The sequence below is a fragment of the Mesorhizobium sp. M0768 genome (assembly GCF_040320195.1).
Taxonomy (GTDB): Bacteria; Pseudomonadota; Alphaproteobacteria; order Rhizobiales; family Rhizobiaceae; genus Mesorhizobium.
This window is the reverse complement of the sequence record NZ_JAMYPD010000017.1, coordinates 1-16,022: the sequence shown is the minus strand read 5'-3', so window position 1 is coordinate 16,022 and position 16,022 is coordinate 1. Positions and strand designations below refer to the sequence as shown.

Genomic DNA, 16,022 nt, shown 5'->3' with positions numbered 1-16,022 from the left:
TGCGACGACCGCCGCGATCATGACGATTGCGCCCGCCCATGCTGCCGGCTCCTCCATGCCCTGGGAGGAGCCGCTTCAGCAAATTCTCGAATCGATCGAGGGGCCAGTCGCCAAGATCGTGGCGGTGATCATCATCATCGTCACTGGCTTGTCGCTCGCTTTCGGCGACACATCGGGCGGATTTCGCCGGCTGATTCAGATCGTCTTCGGGCTGTCGATCGCTTTCGCGGCAAGTTCGTTCTTCCTGTCCTTTTTCTCCTTCGGCGGCGGGGCGTTGATCTGATGGAGGAGGAAGTCCGTGGCTTTTTCGCGCCGGTGCATCGCGCGCTTACTGAACCGATCCTGCTCGGCGGCGCGCCGCGCGCCGTCGCTATCGCCAACGGCACGCTGGCAGGCGCGGTCGGGTTGGGTCTTCGTCTGTGGATCGCGGGGCTCGTCATCTGGGCGGTCGGGCATCTCGCCGCCGTCTGGGCGGCAAAGCGCGATGCGCAGTTCGTCGACGTGGTTCGCCGGCACCTGCGCTATCCCGCGCATTTCGGCTGTTGAGGTTTTCGCCGTGATGAACCTCGCGGAATATCGAAACAAGAGCGCCAGCCTCGTCGACTATCTGCCTTGGGCCGCCCTGGTGGCGCCGGGCGTGGTGCTCAACAAGGACGGCAGTTTTCAAAGAACGGCGCGTTTTCGCGGGCCGGACCTGGACTCCGCCACGCCGGCGGAGCTGGTCGGCACGACCGCACGGCTCAACGGCGCGCTGCGCCGGCTCGGCTCCGGCTGGGCGATCTTTGTCGAAGCGCAGCGCAATTCCGCCAGCGGCTATCCCGACAGCCGGTTCCCGGATTGCGCATCCGCGCTTCTCGACGTTGAGCGGCGCGAACAGTTCGAAGGGTCCGGCGTGCTGTTTGAAAGCAGCTACTTTCTCACCTTCGTGTGGCTGCCTCCGGCCGAGGAAGCGTCGCGAATGGAGAGCTTGCTCTACGAAGGCCGGCAAAAGACCGGCGTCGATCCTTGGGAGCTCCTGAAGAGTTATGTCGATCGCACGGACCGCGTGCTCAACCTCATCGAAGGCTTCGTTCCCGAAGCTGACTGGCTCGATGATGGCGAGACGCTGAGTTACCTGCACTCAACAATTTCGACCAAGCGGCATCGCGTTCGCGTGCCGGAAACGCCGATGCATCTCGATGGCTTGCTTGTCGATCAGCCGTTAGCCGGCGGGTTAGAGCCGAGGCTTGGCGATGCGCATCTGCGCACACTCACTATCATCGGGTTTCCGAACATGACCTTCCCGGGGATTCTCGACGACCTTAATCGGCTTGCCTTCCCCTACCGCTGGTCCACGCGGGCGATCATGCTCGACAAGACCGACGCGACGAAGCTGGTGACGAAGATCCGTCGCCAGTGGTTCGCCAAACGCAAATCGATCGCCGCAATTTTGAAGGAGGTGATGACCAACGAGGCGTCAGTCCTCGTTGATACGGACGCCGCCAACAAGGCGGCCGATGCGGACGCGGCCCTGCAGGATCTCGGTTCAGATCAGATCGGCGAAGCCTATGTCACCGCCTCCGTGACGGTCTGGGATGCTGATCCGTCAATTGCCGACGAAAAGCTGCGCCTGATCGAAAAGGTCATTCAGGGCAGGGATTTCACCTGCATCGCCGAAAGCGTCAACGCGGTCGAGGCTTGGCTCGGCAGCATCCCTGGCCACGTCTACGCCAATGTCCGCCAGCCGCCGATCTCGACTCTGAACCTCGCCCACATGATTCCACTTTCGGCGGTCTGGGCTGGACCGATTGAGGACGAGCATTTTGGCGCCCCGCCGCTGTTCTTCGCCAGAACGGAAGGCGCCACACCGTTCCGGTTCAGCCTTCACGTCGGCGATGTCGGCCACACCCTCGTCATCGGCCCGACCGGTGCCGGCAAGTCGGTCCTGTTGGCGATGATCGCGCTGCAGTTCCGACGTTACGAGCACAGCCAGGTTTTTGCCTTCGACTTCGGCGGCTCAATCCGCGCGGCCATTCTCGCCATGCATGGCGATTGGCATGATCTCGGAAGAAATGCCGGAACTGGGCAGGGGGCTGACGATCCGTTGCCCTTGCTTACTTTGGCCGATCTGTCGGACGACGTTCATACCGTTTCGCTACAGCCGCTCGCCCATATTCATCATACGCCAGAGCGAGCCTGGGCGGCCGACTGGATTGTCGACATCCTTCTGCGCGAAGGCGTGTCCATCACGCCGCAGGTAAAGGAACATCTGTGGTCGGCGTTGACGTCGCTGGCCTCTGCGCCCGTCCACGAACGGACGCTGACTGGCCTGTCCGTATTGCTGCAATCTTCGCCGCTGAAGCAGGCGCTCCTTCCCTATTGCATCGGTGGCCCTTATGGCGGCCTGCTCGATGCCGAGCACGAGCGGCTGGGCGAGGCTTCGGTCCAGGCGTTCGAAACCGAAGGCCTGATCGGCACAGGTGCAGCGCCCGCCGTGCTCGCCTATCTGTTCCACCGCATCGAGCAGAGGATGGACGGCCGGCCGACACTGCTGCTCATCGACGAGGGTTGGCTCGCGCTCGACGACGGCGGTTTCGCTGACCAGTTGCGCGAATGGCTGAAGACGCTGAGGAAGAAGAACGCCAGCATGGTCTTCGCCACCCAGTCGCTTTCGGACATCGACGGATCGCCAATCGCACCGGCAATCGTCGAAAGCTGCCCGACGCGGCTGTTCTTGCCGAACGAGCGCGCCGTCGAGCCGCAGATCACAGAGATCTACCGACGCTTTGGTCTCAACGATCGCCAGATCGAGATCGTCGCGCGAGCGACACCGAAGCGCGACTATTACTGTCAAAGCCGCCGCGGCAACCGCCTGTTCGAGCTGGGGCTTGGTCCGATCGCGCTGGCGCTCTGCGCCGCATCGTCCAAATCGGACCAGGCCGCGATCGACCGGATAATCGCCGGGGCGGGGCGAGACCATTTCCTCGAGGCCTGGCTTACGAACCGTGGTCTCTCCTGGGCGGCAGACCTCATTCCCAATCTCACTGGCGTGATCGACCAATCCACAAAGGAGCTTCCCTCATGAATTCCGTTCTTGCAGGTCGCCGTATCCGTCGCATGGCGGCAGCCGGCGCAATCGTCGTCGCGACGGCGCTGTCATCGGCACCGGCATCGGCACTGATCGTGTTCGACCCAAAGAACTACGCCGAGAACCTGCTTTCGGCATCGCGTGCGCTGGAGCAGATCCACAACCAGATCAGCTCGCTTCAGAACGAAGCGCAGATGCTGATCAACCAGGCGAAGAATCTCACCTCCCTGCCAACCTCGCTGCTTGGCCAGATCGAGGCCAATTTTTCCGAGATGAAGAGCCTGCTCGGCGAGGCCGACAAGCTGGCCTATAGCGTCCAGGAGATCGAGAGCCAGTTTACCTCCACTTACGAGAATTTCGGGTCGGAACTCTCCAGCCAGCAGCTTGTCGACGGCGCGCGTCAACGCTGGCAGACCTCGGTGTCGGCCTTTGAGCATTCGCTGAAGACCGGCGCCGTCGCAGTAGACAACATCGCAGAGACACAGGAGCAGACGAGTGCGCTGGTCAGCGCCAGCCAGTCGGCTGTCGGCGTGCTGCAGGCGACGCAAGCCGGCAACCAGCTTCTTGCCGTGCAGGCCAAGCAAGTTGCCGATCTCACTGCGATGCTGGCCGCACAAGGACGAGCCGAAGCTCTTGAGCAAGCGAGAAGGGCGGCCGCACAGGAGCAGGCGCGGGAACAGTTCAGCCGTTTCATGACGGGCAGCAGCTACAGTGCGTCATCCGTAAAAATGTTCCACGACTGAGGCGAAGACCGCATGGATCTCAAGATCGCCGCCCGGATAACAGCCGTTCTTGCCCTTGGCGCCGCCATGACCGCCGCCTCCATGGCGCTGCGCGGCGGCGGCTCGCAGGACGCGTCCTCCCCGCGCTCCGCATATCCGGGCGGCGAGCCGGCAAGCGTCGAGCTTGCCCGATGCCGGGACATCGGAATTGCGGCGATCGATGACGACGCCTGCAGGAAAGCCTGGGCGGAAGGCCGCCGACGCTTCCTGCGGCCATTCCGCCCGATCATGCCAAACGTGGCTCCGCCGACCGAAAAGGACCCGACCCGGCTGCCGCCGCTCCAACCGCCAACGCCGCCTTTCGCGGAAGACCGGCCCTATCCCGAAACGGTGGCGCCATGAACGACACCGGCGTCATCGATCGCTTCCTCGAGACTTTCACTCGCTACATCGATTCAGGATTTGGCCTGCTCGGTGGGGAAGTTGCGTTTCTCACTTCGACCCTGATTGTGATCGACATCACACTGGCCGGCCTGTTCTGGGCATGGGGTGCTGATGAAGACGTGCTGCACCGACTGGTGAAGAAGACGCTCTATATCGGCTTCTTTGCCTTCATCATCGGCAACTTCAACCGTCTTGCCGGCATCGTCTTCGAGAGCTTTTCCGGGCTCGGCCTGAAGGCTGGAGGCTCGGCACTTTCAGGCTCGGCATTGCTGCAGCCGGGCCGCGTCGCGCAAGTTGGCATCGATGCCGGCAATCCAATCCTCGAGGCCGCCAGCCAGCTGATGGGCTACGTCTCGTTCTTCGAGAATTTCGTCCAGATCGTAGTGCTGATGATCGCCTGGGCGATCGTACTGATTGCGTTCTTTCTTCTGGCCGTCCAGATATTCGTCACGCTGGTCGAATTCAAGCTGACGACGCTTGCCGGGTTTGTGCTGATACCTTTTGCGCTGTTCAACCGGACCGCCTTCCTTGCCGAAAAAGTGCTCGGCAACATCGTTGCCTCCGGCGTGAAGATACTGGTCCTTGCCGTCATCGTCGGCATCGGCTCGGGCCTGTTCGGCGAGTTCACCCAAGGCTTCGGCGCCGAACAGCCCACAATCACGGATGCGCTGTCGCTTGTCCTGGGCGCTCTGTCGCTGATGGGACTGTCGATCTTCGGTCCCGGCATTGCGACGGGGCTGGTCTCCGGTGCCCCGCAACTGGGCGCAGGTGCCGCTGTTGGCACGAGCCTCGTCGCTGGCGGCCTTGGCGTGGCTGGCGCTATGGGTGCTCGCGCCGGATTGAGCGGCGCGGCAGGCGCACTCAATGGCAGTGCGCGTATGTCGGCAGCAGCCGCACGCCGCGGCGCGCATCTGGCCGGCAGCACTTCGGCCGCCTGGGAACTTGGCGCAGCGACATCTGGAAGAGGTGGTGCAGGCTCGGTCGCCGCCGGCGTGGCGGGTGTCGCCAGGGCCGGTGCCAGCGCTGCCGTTCGACCGGTGAAGCAGGCCATGTCGCGCGCCGCCTCGGCGCTGTCCGACAGCTATGATGCCGGCCGCTTTGCGGCTTGGAGTGCGACGAGTGGAGAGCGATCGTCGGGAACGGCTTCCTCGGGTGACTGGTCGGCCTCCGACACCAGTTCCGACGCCCCGCCCGCATGGGCAAAACGCATGAAGCGCAACCAGGCCATGGGCCACGGCGCCAGTATCGCCGCCCATTCGGTCCACTCAAGTGATGATGGGGGCGGCTCGATGAATGTTTCCCTCGATCAGGACGACCGCCGATGACCCCCTTAAGACGCCCTTTTGTTCGTTACGCAAAAACGCCTCACCCCGAGACGCCATATCAGCGTGCAGCCCAGATTTGGGACGAGCGCATCGGCTCGGCTCGCGTCCAGGCGAGAAACTGGCGGCTGATGGCCTTCGGCTCTCTCGTCCTGGCCGGCGGTTTTGCATCCGCATTGGTCTGGCAGTCAACGCGCGGCTCAGTGGTTCCCTGGGTGGTGGAGGTCGACAAGTTCGGTGAAGCGCAGGTTGTCGCTCCGGCCGTTGCCGACTATCGGCCGACCGATCCGCAGGTCGCCTGGCATCTGGCCCGCTTCATCGAACAGGTCAGAAGCATTCCGGCCGACCCGGTCATCGTCCGCCAAAACTGGCTGCGCGCCTACGACTACACCACAGACCGCGGCGCCATTTCCCTTAATGATTACGCCCGGTTGAACGACCCTTTTGCCAAATTGGGCAAACTCCAGATCGCCATCGAGGTTTCCAGCGTCATCCGTGCTACCCCCGATTCGTTTCGCGTCGCCTGGGTCGAGCGCCGTTACGAGAATGGCAACCTGGCCGGCACCGAGCGCTGGACCGCAATCCTCACAATCGCGATTCAGCAACCCCGCGACGCTGACCGGCTCAAAGCCAATCCGCTTGGCGTCTATGTCAACGCCATCAGCTGGTCGAAGGAGTTTTCATGATGCGTGCAGCACCAACAAGAACATCGGCGAGACCGGCCACGCGCAATGCGCCCAAGGCACGTAGGCTTGCCCTGACACTGCTGTCGGCAACGGCGCTCGCCGGCTGTGCATCGAAGAAATACATTCCGCCGGAAATCGCCTACGACGATGCGGTGCCTGCGGTGCGCAGGGTCGAGCCGCCTGGTCCGGTCAAAGTGGTGGAAGTGCCGAAACCGCTTCCGCTGCCTGGTCAGTTGAAACCAGTCGACGCTACGAAGGTGGAGCCGGAGCCGCCCGATCCGAAGCAGCGTATCAGCCAGGCGAACGAGGCAGCGAGGATGCAGCCGGTTCGCGACGGGTTCGTCAATGCCATCCAGCTCTATCCGTGGAGTGAGGGCGCGCTCTACCAGATTTATGCCGCGCCCGGCCAGGTCACCGACATCGCCTTGCAGCCGGGCGAGCAGCTTGTCGGCTCCGGGCCTGTGGCCGCCGGCGACACGGTGCGCTGGATCATCGGCGATACGCAAAGTGGGGCAGGGGAGCGCCAGCAGGTCCATATTCTTGTGAAGCCGACACGGCCGGATCTGCAGACCAATCTCGTCATCAACAGCGACCGCCGCACCTATCATCTCGAGCTGCGCTCGACCGAAAAGACCTACATGGCTTCGGTCTCCTGGCAGTACCCGCAGGACCAGCTGATTGCGCTGCGGCGCCAGAACGCGCAGGCTTCCGCCGCACAGCCGGTCGCGTCCGGCGTCGACATCCAGAAACTGAATTTTCGCTATCGCATCGAGGGCGACATGGCGCCCTGGCGGCCGCTTCGCGCCTTCGATGACGGTGCAAAAGTCTACATCGAGTTCCCGTCGGGCATATGGCAAGGTGAAATGCCGCCGCTCTTTGTCATCGGCCCGTCGGGCGGCTCGGAGCTGGTCAACTACCGTGCTCGCCAGAACTACTACCTCGTTGATCGGCTGTTTGCCGCCGCTGAATTGAGGCTCGGCGACAAAACAAGCGAAAAGCGCGTCCGCATCGTGCGCACGGACGGCAAACGAACCTCGCCCAGCACGAGGCTGTTCCGATGAGCGACCCTGCAAATGCACCCAACCAGGACATTCGAGCGGAACTGCGCCTTCGGCCCGAACCGGCCAGGGTCACGCGACTGTCGCGCAAGGTGCTGATAGGCGTCGGTGGAGTTGCCAGCGCTGCGATCCTCGGCACGTTGATTTGGGCGCTCGACACCAGACAGCGCGGAACCGAACAGCCGCCCGAGCTCTTCACCACCGAAAACCGCTCAACGGCCGACGGGCTACAGAAGCTGCCGAAGGACTATGCAGGTGTTCCGCAACTCGGCCCCGCGCTGCCTGGCGATTTGGGCCGGCCGATCTTGCGCGCGCAGGAGCGCGGCCAGCCGATTGGGGCGTCCAACGTCAGTGGACCGCGCGCCGATCCGGAGGAGCAGCGCCGACTGGCCGAGATCGAGGCCGCACGCGTGGCGAAGCTCTTCACCGATACGAACACGAGACCTGGTCCCACACGAAAGGATCCTGGCGGCAGAGTCATAGAACCGGACACCCAATCTGATCTGACTCCGCCGCTTGGGCCGCCACCGATCGATCCTAGCGCCGCGCAAAACGTGCAGGATCGCAAGCTGGCCTTCGTCAATGCCGAGCCAGACCGTCGCACAGTCAGCCCCAATCGGCTCGCCGCGAAGGCCTCGCCCTATGTGGTGCAAGCCGGCAGCGTCATTCCAGCCGCCCTTATCACCGGCATCCGCTCCGACCTGCCCGGCGAGATCACCGCTCAGGTCACGGAAAATGTCTATGACAGCCCGACAGGATCCCATCTCCTGATCCCGCAGGGTGCGAGGCTGATCGGCCAGTACGACAGCCACGTCGCCTTCGGCCAGTCGCGCGTGCTGCTGGTCTGGAACCGGCTGATCATGCCTGACGGCACCTCGATCGTGCTGGAGCGGCAGCAGGGCGCAGACGCTGAAGGATTTTCCGGGCTGGAGGACGAGGTCGACCGTCATTGGGGCCAGATGTTCCGGGCCGCAGCACTCTCGACATTACTGGGCATTGGGACATCGCTTGGGTCCAGCGACGACGAAAGCGAAATCGCCAAGGCCATCCGCGAAAGCGCGCAGGATTCGGCCTCCGATATTGGCCAGCAGCTCGTGCGCAATCAGCTCTATGTCCAGCCTACGCTCACCGTGCGGCCCGGTTTCCCGGTTCGCGTGATTGTCAATCGCGACCTTCTTCTTGTGCCTTACGGCACGTCAAAGGATTCATCATGACCAAGCTGAAACTTTCCGCCATTCCCGATGACCGTCCGGTCAAGATCACCGTCGAACTGCCTGCCGCCGTTCATCGCGACGTCGTTGCCTATGTTGATTATCTGAACAGTCAACATGTCCTTGTCTCACAAGCAGGAGGTGAACAATGCCTGATCTGAGGCTCGGTCGGCTGCCGAAGGTTGGTGTCGTCCGCATGACGATCATCCTGCCGGAGCCCCTCAAGGAGGAACTCGACCAGTATGCGGCCGAGCACAGCCGGCTCTATGAACCCGTGGACACCGCTGCCCTGATTCCGCACATGCTGGAAGCGTTCGTCGGTTCGGATCGCGGCTGGCGCAGCCGTAAGGCGAAGGCCGGCCGTGCCCGTCAACGAGCGGCGTCTCCAGCCAGCAGCACGACGCGAAGCGGTGCTGAAGGTGATGGCTCTGCCTGAAGCTGTCCTGGTGGCTTTACCCTGAGCGAAATGCCGGTTCCGACCTAAGCGGAAGCTCGCTTGCTCCGGACCAATTCACGGCCATCACCCGAAGCCGTCATCCAGTTGGTCGAGGCTGTGGGTTGGCAATGGGGTGTAAGGGACGTTCGGCGGAGATGGGTTACACGCCAGGGACGCTTCGGAACAGATGGCGAATTTCGTTCCCTCCTTCCCTGAGCTTCGAAGTTTGTCGCTGCCTCCCCGGCTTTTATCGTGCTATGCTGCTAGTGGCCTTCCTGGAAGGGAAACGGAAATGTCCGGCATGTCAACGTTGACGCGGACTTTCATTGCCGCTGTTCTTGTCGGCTGCGCGCTCGTCGTGTCGTCTGCCATCGGAGCGGGAGTTACCGAGGATGTCGCGACGGGAACGCGACTCGCGGAATTGCTCCGTGCGGGGCGACGTATCATCTCGAACTACCAGACGCTCATCAATGATCCTGCTCTTGGCGACAAGCACCTCGACGGTGAGCGCATTACGAGAGAGGCCATCGCCGAATACTCAAAACACACCGGCAACGACCCGCTTTCCGGCGAATTGACCGAGCGCGACCGGCGTCTGCTTGAGGTCCAGATTGAGGCGATGCGAGAGGTGGTGGACGAACAGCAAGATAACATCAACCGCGCGGGAATCGCATTCAAGGGCTTCGTGCCAGCCGTGTTTGCGCGTCTGATGAATGACAAGTTCAGCGCCAAGGCCGGCAACGAAGCTCGGGTGCGCGTGACTGCGCCAGAGCAACTCGTGCGCAACCGCAAATCGCTTCCGGACGCCTGGGAAGCACAGATCATCGAAAAGGTCTTGGTGGATCCGCAGAGAGCGAAGGGAGCCTACACGGACGTCACAGAGGCGGATGGACGCCCGGCATTTCGAATGCTGCTGCCCGAATACTATACCGGCTCGTGTCTTTCCTGTCACGGCGAGCCGAAGGGCGAGATCGACGTGACAGGATATCCTAAGGAGGGCGGCAAAGCGGGCGATCTGGGAGGCGCGATCAGCATCGTCTTGTTCAAATGAGCGCTTTGGAACAATCACCGCACCAAGTGGAGGCCGTATCGGCGCCGGCGAGGCCACTTGCGCGTAGCTTCGCCAATCTACCGATTTCGGCCCGCATAGCTGCGCTGACAGCGGCCGGCCTTATCAGCCTCATCGTATCGTCCATCTTTCTCACGCAGGCACTTTATCGCAGTGCAGATCGAACCGCGGAGACCAAGGCATTTTTCGATGTCGCATCCACTGCGGCTGCGGCCCACGTAACATTCGGCGAATTGCGCTACTGGCTGACTGATTTGTCGGTTAGCTTGTTGATGAATTCCCAGCGCAATGCCGAGCAGGCGCGCGAGCGACTGCTGACACATCTGGACCGCCTTTCGAAATCATCACCGGATGCGGTCAGGGAAATCCGCGTTGAGATCGATTCCTATGTCAAAACGGCGTTACGAGCGGCAGACAGCTATACTCAAGACAACCGCATCATCGGCAACACTCTCCTCGCCGAGGCGCGCACCCACAGCGCAAATGTGGATGCCGCGCTAAACAAACTCGTCGAACGAGCGAGCGCCGAGGCAGAAGCCGCTCGCAATGAGGTCGTAACGGAAACCCAGAAAACGGCGACGACCGCTGCCGTGCTGGTGGCCATCGTGGTGATGATCGGGTCGCTTCTCACCATCCTTGTTCTTCGCTCGATCGTCGGCCCGTTGCGGCGCTTGAACCGGGTGATCGGAAATCTGACGGAAGGACGCTATGACGTCGAAATACAGGCAGAGGGAGGCGACGAGCTCGGCGCGATGGCGCGGACGCTTCGGCTTTTCCGGGCGAGCGCAATTGAAAAGCAAAGACTGGAAGATGAGGCGGAGCGGCAAAGACGGACGATCGCAGCGGCACTCGAGGCGATTTCTGACGGATTTGTCCTGTTCGATTCGGAGGACAAGGTCCTTCTTGCCAACAGCAAATACTGCGAAATCTTTCCCGGCAATGAGCGAGCTACTCTTCCTGGGCAAAGCCTTCAGGATATTCTGAAAGGACGCTTGGCGAGCGGGCACGTCGACCTTGAGGGCGCGTCGCCGGAGGAATGGATTGCGGAGAGGCTGCGCATCCAGAAGGATCCGGCAGGCTTCGTCCACGAGGGTCGCTTCGGAGAACGCTGGGTCCGCGTCAGCAAACGAAAGACCCCTGACGGCGGGACCGTCGCCGTTTACACCGACATCACGGAACTGAAGCAGAGAGAGGTCGAACTCGAGCGGGCCAAGAGCCATGCTGAAGCGGCAAATGAGGCCAAGAGCAGCTTCCTCGCGTCCATGAGCCACGAGCTACGCACTCCATTGAACGCGATCATTGGCTACAGCGAGATGCTGATCGAAGAGGCGAGTGACGAGCAAATGAACGAGTTCGTCCCAGATGTGGAAAAGATCGCCGGGGCCGGTCGCCATCTCCTCGCGCTCATCAACGACATCCTCGATCTGTCGAAGATCGAGGCAAATAAGATGGAAAATTTCCTGGAGACTTTCGACGTCGCCGACTTGTTGCGCGATGTCCAGGCCACAGTCGCGCCACTGATGGCGAAAAACAGAAACAGTTTCGTGCTGGACCTCGCGGGCGACCTTGGGAAAATGCATTCGGACCAGACGAAGTTGCGTCATAACCTCTTCAATCTACTCAGTAACGCGGCCAAGTTCACCGAAGTGGGCCATGTAACGCTGGCGGTTCGACGCAACAGGACATCGGATGGCGACTGGCTAATATTCGTAGTGTCGGACACCGGGATCGGGATGACGCCAGAGCAACAAGAACGGCTCTTTGACGCTTTTACGCAGGCAGACGCGTCCACCACTCGCAACTATGGCGGAACGGGATTGGGCCTTAGCATAACCCGGAGTTTCTGCCGAATGATCGGAGGCGTTGTAACGGTCAAGAGCGAGTTCGGAAAAGGCTCGACCTTCACAATGGAGATTCCAGCCGAGTGCAACGAGGAATCTAGCGAGCAGCGACCCGCCGAACCGCTGTCGTCCAGGCCGTCGGACAAGGCGGTTCTGATCATCGATGACGAACCTGCCGCCCGAGCCCTTATCGCCAGGGCCTTGGCAGAGGCGGGACTGGCGTCGATCGAAGCAGCAAGCGGCGAGGAAGGAATAGCCGCTGCGCGAGCGCATCGCCCTGTCGCAATCGTTCTCGACATTATCATGCCGCATCAGGACGGCTGGTCAGTGCTGCGCTCGCTGAAGAGCGACAAGGAGCTCTGCGAGATTCCAGTAATCCTTGCGACGATACTTGCAGATCGTGAACTCGGCCTCTCACTCGGTGCGGTCGAATACCTAACGAAGCCGATCGACACGCGGAAGCTTGTTCGAACGATAGAGGCTTGCGGCAGTGGCAACCGCGATGTGCTTGTTATTGATGACGATCAAGCCTCGCGCGATTTCCTTCGGCGTATTCTGGTCAAGAAGGATTGGCGGGTTCACGAGGCAAGCGATGGCCTGCGCGGCCTCAAGCTGATGAAGCGGTTGTTGCCGCGTCTGGTCCTGCTTGATCTGCTGATGCCCGAAATGGACGGATTCGAGACCTTGAACGAGATGCAGCAGGTGCCCGAACTGCAGAACATTCCGGTCGTCGTCGTGACTTCCAAGGATTTGTCGGCGGACGAGCTCAAATGGCTTCGCGACAGGGCGGTCGCGGTTGTGACCAAGGGCGCAAACAGTCGGTCTCAGTTGGTCGAGGCCCTCGAGCGCCAGATATTCCCACTTGGATCGACAGGTGCCAGCATTGCCGATCCCGGAACCGCCCCCATGGCTGAAGGAAGCCGAGGATGACGAGGATCCTTCTCGTAGAAGACAACGAATTGAATCGCGACATGCTCTCGCGGCGGTTGTCGCGGCGTGGGTTCGAAGTCCTGATTGCGGAAAACGGACAGTCGGGCGTGGAACTCACCGTTTCGGAAAGGCCGGATCTCATCCTCATGGATATGAGCTTGCCGGTCATGGACGGGTGGGAGGCGACCCGGCGAATCAAGGCTGATCCGGCCACCTCCGGGATCCCGATCATTGCGCTTTCTGCGCACGCGATGGCCAGCGATCGCGAAATGGCGCTCGAGGCCGGCTGCGATGACTACGATAGCAAGCCGGTGGACCTGTCGCGACTTGTCCAGAAAATTGAACAATTGCTCGCCGGGAATCGATGAGGCCCAGGCCGACGGTTTGAAAACATGACTGCCAAGAACAAGTTCCAACGCCATGCGATCGCCGTCCATCTGGCACAGCAGCTCGCCGGACCGGCGCGGGCAATCTCAGGATTTCAGGAGTTGCTGACCGAACAGGTGCAGGACCTCGGTCTGGTCCACATGACACCGGATCTGGAGAAGGTCAGCGCCGCTGCTTGCGAATTGAATGGCCTGATCGACAGCTTGATCCATGGCAAAGCCGACAATCAGAACCGGGCAGGGGTCGAGATCGAGGCGAAACTGCGCCACGACTTGCGAACGCCGCTCAACGCGATCATCGGCTATTCCGAAATGATTCGTGAAGAAGCCGAAGAATTGCACGAATACGCGCTGGAAGAGGATGTCAGGGTGATGCTCGCCGCGGCGGCCGAGTTGTTGGCGCATGTCGATGCAATCGCCGGCCTCTCGCGCGCACCCGACAGCGAGGAACCGCGGACCACAAATCAGGCTGAGATCGATGCGGCAGGACTCGAACGGGCACTGATCAAGACGGAGCACCCCGTAAGCTCCGGCTGTGGCCGCATACTTGTCGTCGACGACATCAGCAGTAACCGCGGTCTCCTCTCCCGCCGCTTGCAACGTGACGGTCATCAGGTAGTCACTGCCGAGTCCGGTCTGTCAGCGCTGGCTCACCTTGCGGAACACGAGTTCGACCTGGTTCTGCTGGACCTCCTGATGCCGGACATGAACGGCATCGAGGTGCTCTCACGATTGAAAGCGGAGCGCCGATGGCGGCATATCCCTGTCATCATGATATCGGGGTTGGACGAAGTGGATGCAGTGGTCCGCTGCATCGAGGCGGGGGCCGACGACTACTTGCCTAAACCTTTCAATCCAGTCCTGCTGCGCGCCCGGATCAACTCGAGTTTGGAGAAGAAGCGTTGGCTTGACCGCGAGCACCAGTATCTTCAGCGGATCGAGGTGGAGAAGGGGCGGGCTGACTCGCTTCTTCATGCGATCCTGCCCGGTCAGATCGTGGCACGGCTGCATCGGGGCGAAGAGTTCATTGCCGACCGGTTCGATGAAGTGACCATTCTTTTTGCCGATATTGTCGGTTTCTCGAGCATAGCGGCAAGGTTGCCGCCGTCGGACCTGATCAAGCGCCTCGACAGGCTATTCGGCACGTTCGACGTCTTGGCGGAGAAGCATTCCGTCGAGAAAATCAAGACCATCGGAGACGCCTATATGGCTGCGAGCGGTGTTCCCGAACCGGCAGCTGACCATGCCGACAGGATCGTGGCACTCGGGAAATCCATGCTGGACGCGTTGAAGCCCTTAGCTTGGGGCAACGATAGTTTTCGGATCCGCATTGGCGTGCACACGGGACCGGTGATCGCGGGCCTGATCGGCCGGCATCGGTTCGTCTACGACCTCTGGGGCGAGACCGTGAATATTGCAAGCCGGCTCGAGTCCCAGGGCGTGGCCGACCGCATGCAAATCTCGGAGGCAACCAAGCAGGCCCTGCGCACCTCCTGGAAGCTCGAACCGCGCTGTAATCTAGAACTGGCAGGTGTCGGCAGGATCGAAACCTATCTCGTTCAACACTGATCGGAACAATGTCTGACTGCCCTTAGAGGCCGTTTTGAAAATCGGCTTGCTGGGGTTTCGTCTGAGGCTGGGTTATGATTCAAGCTGTGGATGTGGACAAAGCAGAGCCGCGGCCGGATGGCCCAGATCGCCAAGAAGACCAAGCGCTACCCGTCTGATTTGACGGATGAGGAGTGGGAGCAGTTCGCGCCGCTGATGCCCAAGCCTGGGCGGCGTGGCCGTCCGCGCGAGGTTGATTTTCGCGAGGTGATCAATGCGGTGCGCTACCTGGTCCGTTCGGGTTGCGGCTGGCGGATGCTGCCGATCCACTTTGGACCCTGGCAGACGGTCTATGGCTGGTTTCGAGAGCTGGCGCGGCGATTTTTGTTCCAGACCATCCACGACGTGGCGCTGATGCTGGATCGTGAGCGGGCCGGGCGCGAGGCGAGCCCGTCGGCGGCGGTGATCGATAGCCAGTCGGTCAAGGCTCCGCAAGCAAGAACAAGGGGTTACGACGCCGGCAAGAAGATCGTCGGACGCAAGCGCCATATCGCAGTCGATACGGATGGGCGGCTGTTGATGGTCAACTTGACGCCGGCCGATATCTCCGACAGCGCCGGCGCTCAGGCGATCTTGGATGGTATCCGCCAGCGCTGGCCCTGGGTGAAGCATCTGTTCGCCGACGGCGCCTATGATCGGCTAATGCTCATGGACAAGGCCGCCTATCTGGACTTCGTGGTCGAGGTCATCCGCCGATCCGATGACCAGAAGGGCTTCGAAGTCTTGCCCCGACGCTGGCTCGTCGAGCGGACCTTCGGCTGGATGACAAGATGGCGCCGCCTCGTGCGCGACTACGAGCAGCGCATCGACGTCTCTCACGCAATGATCCTCGTCGCAATGGGCGCAAACCTCATCCGCCGAAACGGTCATCCTTGAATTTCAAAACGGACTCTTAGGGAAATTTCGCGAAGCGATGCTCTGGGTCGCAGGGATCGGCGGTGTGTGCTCGGACCGCCGGCGCTCCGCAGCGTGGCATCAAAAGCGGCCCCTGGCCAGTGCAAGCACTAGGGTTAGCCCTGTGACGAGGGCTACATCGCCACACCTGCTACCCGAGATGAGATAGTGGGGTTTGAGGAGCGCTACCGCCTTTCGGCTTCGGCTATTCCAACACGGCATGCGTTGACGGAAGGGAGAGTGTGAGTCGTCTAATCGCGGACCGAAATGCAAGCCCAAATTTGTATTGAGGTGTCGTTTGCCGGGAGCACGGTCGTCTTCGCGGTCGACATGAAGCCGCCGCATGAT

At 61.4% G+C, this 16,022-nt stretch carries 15 protein-coding genes and 1 pseudogene; all 16 read left to right on the top strand.

The window, feature by feature from the left end:
- Positions 1-19 precede the first annotated feature (19 nt).
- The 16 genes and pseudogenes from NKI08_RS20785 to NKI08_RS20710 all read left to right on the top strand — a co-directional run bounded on the left by NKI08_RS20785 (position 20) and on the right by NKI08_RS20710 (position 15,656).
- On the top strand, positions 20-283 hold the full coding sequence (locus NKI08_RS20785) for a TrbC/VirB2 family type IV secretion system protein (RefSeq protein ID WP_352474837.1): 264 nt from the start codon (positions 20-22) through the stop codon (positions 281-283).
- The gene (locus NKI08_RS20780) at positions 283-546 is read left to right on the top strand and encodes a VirB3 family type IV secretion system protein (protein WP_352685422.1); all 264 of its coding nucleotides are present in this window, start codon (positions 283-285) and stop codon (positions 544-546) included. The genes NKI08_RS20785 and NKI08_RS20780 overlap by 1 nt, the downstream gene beginning before the upstream one ends.
- A gap of 10 nt (positions 547-556) precedes the next feature.
- Positions 557-3,064, top strand: coding sequence for a conjugal transfer protein TrbE (trbE, locus tag NKI08_RS20775; RefSeq protein ID WP_352771979.1), 2,508 nt, complete (start codon positions 557-559; stop codon positions 3,062-3,064).
- Positions 3,061-3,810 (top strand): P-type conjugative transfer protein TrbJ, encoded by a 750-nt coding sequence (gene trbJ, locus NKI08_RS20770; protein WP_502898815.1) that lies wholly within the window; start codon positions 3,061-3,063, stop codon positions 3,808-3,810. The genes trbE and trbJ overlap by 4 nt, the downstream gene beginning before the upstream one ends.
- A 12-nt stretch (positions 3,811-3,822) precedes the next feature.
- Positions 3,823-4,191: a putative entry exclusion protein TrbK-alt gene (trbK-alt, locus tag NKI08_RS20765; protein WP_352771847.1), complete on the top strand. Its 369-nt coding sequence runs from the start codon at positions 3,823-3,825 to the stop codon at positions 4,189-4,191.
- On the top strand, positions 4,188-5,558 hold the full coding sequence (gene trbL / locus NKI08_RS20760) for a P-type conjugative transfer protein TrbL (RefSeq protein WP_352771845.1): 1,371 nt from the start codon (positions 4,188-4,190) through the stop codon (positions 5,556-5,558). Before trbK-alt ends, trbL begins: the two co-directional genes overlap by 4 nt.
- Positions 5,555-6,241 (top strand): conjugal transfer protein TrbF, encoded by a 687-nt coding sequence (trbF, locus tag NKI08_RS20755; RefSeq protein WP_352771843.1) that lies wholly within the window; start codon positions 5,555-5,557, stop codon positions 6,239-6,241. The genes trbL and trbF overlap by 4 nt, the downstream gene beginning before the upstream one ends.
- A complete protein-coding gene (gene trbG / locus NKI08_RS20750; protein WP_352771841.1) occupies positions 6,238-7,302 on the top strand; it encodes a P-type conjugative transfer protein TrbG in 1,065 nt (354 codons plus the stop codon). The genes trbF and trbG overlap by 4 nt, the downstream gene beginning before the upstream one ends.
- Positions 7,299-8,513, top strand: a complete 1,215-nt coding sequence (locus NKI08_RS20745; RefSeq protein ID WP_352771839.1) for a TraB/TrbI/VirB10 family type IV secretion system protein — start codon at positions 7,299-7,301, stop codon at positions 8,511-8,513. Before trbG ends, NKI08_RS20745 begins: the two co-directional genes overlap by 4 nt.
- Positions 8,510-8,617: pseudogene (locus NKI08_RS20740) on the top strand (DUF2274 domain-containing protein); the annotation flags it as partial. The gene NKI08_RS20745 and the pseudogene NKI08_RS20740, both read left to right, overlap by 4 nt.
- Before the next feature lie 41 nt (positions 8,618-8,658).
- On the top strand, positions 8,659-8,946 hold the full coding sequence (locus NKI08_RS20735) for a DUF2274 domain-containing protein (RefSeq protein WP_352502869.1): 288 nt from the start codon (positions 8,659-8,661) through the stop codon (positions 8,944-8,946).
- A gap of 292 nt (positions 8,947-9,238) precedes the next feature.
- Positions 9,239-9,997, top strand: a complete 759-nt coding sequence (locus tag NKI08_RS20730; protein WP_352771837.1) for a Tll0287-like domain-containing protein — start codon at positions 9,239-9,241, stop codon at positions 9,995-9,997.
- Positions 9,994-12,786 (top strand): ATP-binding response regulator, encoded by a 2,793-nt coding sequence (locus tag NKI08_RS20725; RefSeq protein WP_352771835.1) that lies wholly within the window; start codon positions 9,994-9,996, stop codon positions 12,784-12,786. The genes NKI08_RS20730 and NKI08_RS20725 overlap by 4 nt, the downstream gene beginning before the upstream one ends.
- Entirely contained in the window at positions 12,783-13,154 is a 372-nt protein-coding gene (locus NKI08_RS20720; RefSeq protein WP_352474820.1) for a response regulator, read from the top strand. Before NKI08_RS20725 ends, NKI08_RS20720 begins: the two co-directional genes overlap by 4 nt.
- Before the next feature lie 24 nt (positions 13,155-13,178).
- Positions 13,179-14,741: an adenylate/guanylate cyclase domain-containing protein gene (locus NKI08_RS20715; protein ID WP_352771832.1), complete on the top strand. Its 1,563-nt coding sequence runs from the start codon at positions 13,179-13,181 to the stop codon at positions 14,739-14,741.
- Between the two features lie 90 nt (positions 14,742-14,831).
- The gene (locus NKI08_RS20710; RefSeq protein ID WP_352771830.1) at positions 14,832-15,656 is read left to right on the top strand and encodes an IS5 family transposase; all 825 of its coding nucleotides are present in this window, start codon (positions 14,832-14,834) and stop codon (positions 15,654-15,656) included.
- Positions 15,657-16,022 lie beyond the last annotated feature (366 nt).

Coding starts and splice junctions, on each gene's coding strand:
- NKI08_RS20785 (WP_352474837.1), top strand. CDS start 20: ATGACGATTGCGCCCGCCCATGCTGCCGGCTCCTCCATGCCCTGGGAG.
- NKI08_RS20780 (WP_352685422.1), top strand. CDS start 283: ATGGAGGAGGAAGTCCGTGGCTTTTTCGCGCCGGTGCATCGCGCGCTT.
- trbJ (WP_502898815.1), top strand. CDS start 3,061: ATGAATTCCGTTCTTGCAGGTCGCCGTATCCGTCGCATGGCGGCAGCC.
- trbK-alt (WP_352771847.1), top strand. CDS start 3,823: ATGGATCTCAAGATCGCCGCCCGGATAACAGCCGTTCTTGCCCTTGGC.
- trbL (WP_352771845.1), top strand. CDS start 4,188: ATGAACGACACCGGCGTCATCGATCGCTTCCTCGAGACTTTCACTCGC.
- trbF (WP_352771843.1), top strand. CDS start 5,555: ATGACCCCCTTAAGACGCCCTTTTGTTCGTTACGCAAAAACGCCTCAC.
- trbG (WP_352771841.1), top strand. CDS start 6,238: ATGATGCGTGCAGCACCAACAAGAACATCGGCGAGACCGGCCACGCGC.
- NKI08_RS20745 (WP_352771839.1), top strand. CDS start 7,299: ATGAGCGACCCTGCAAATGCACCCAACCAGGACATTCGAGCGGAACTG.
- NKI08_RS20735 (WP_352502869.1), top strand. CDS start 8,659: ATGCCTGATCTGAGGCTCGGTCGGCTGCCGAAGGTTGGTGTCGTCCGC.
- NKI08_RS20730 (WP_352771837.1), top strand. CDS start 9,239: ATGTCCGGCATGTCAACGTTGACGCGGACTTTCATTGCCGCTGTTCTT.
- NKI08_RS20725 (WP_352771835.1), top strand. CDS start 9,994: ATGAGCGCTTTGGAACAATCACCGCACCAAGTGGAGGCCGTATCGGCG.
- NKI08_RS20720 (WP_352474820.1), top strand. CDS start 12,783: ATGACGAGGATCCTTCTCGTAGAAGACAACGAATTGAATCGCGACATG.
- NKI08_RS20715 (WP_352771832.1), top strand. CDS start 13,179: ATGACTGCCAAGAACAAGTTCCAACGCCATGCGATCGCCGTCCATCTG.
- NKI08_RS20710 (WP_352771830.1), top strand. CDS start 14,832: ATGTGGACAAAGCAGAGCCGCGGCCGGATGGCCCAGATCGCCAAGAAG.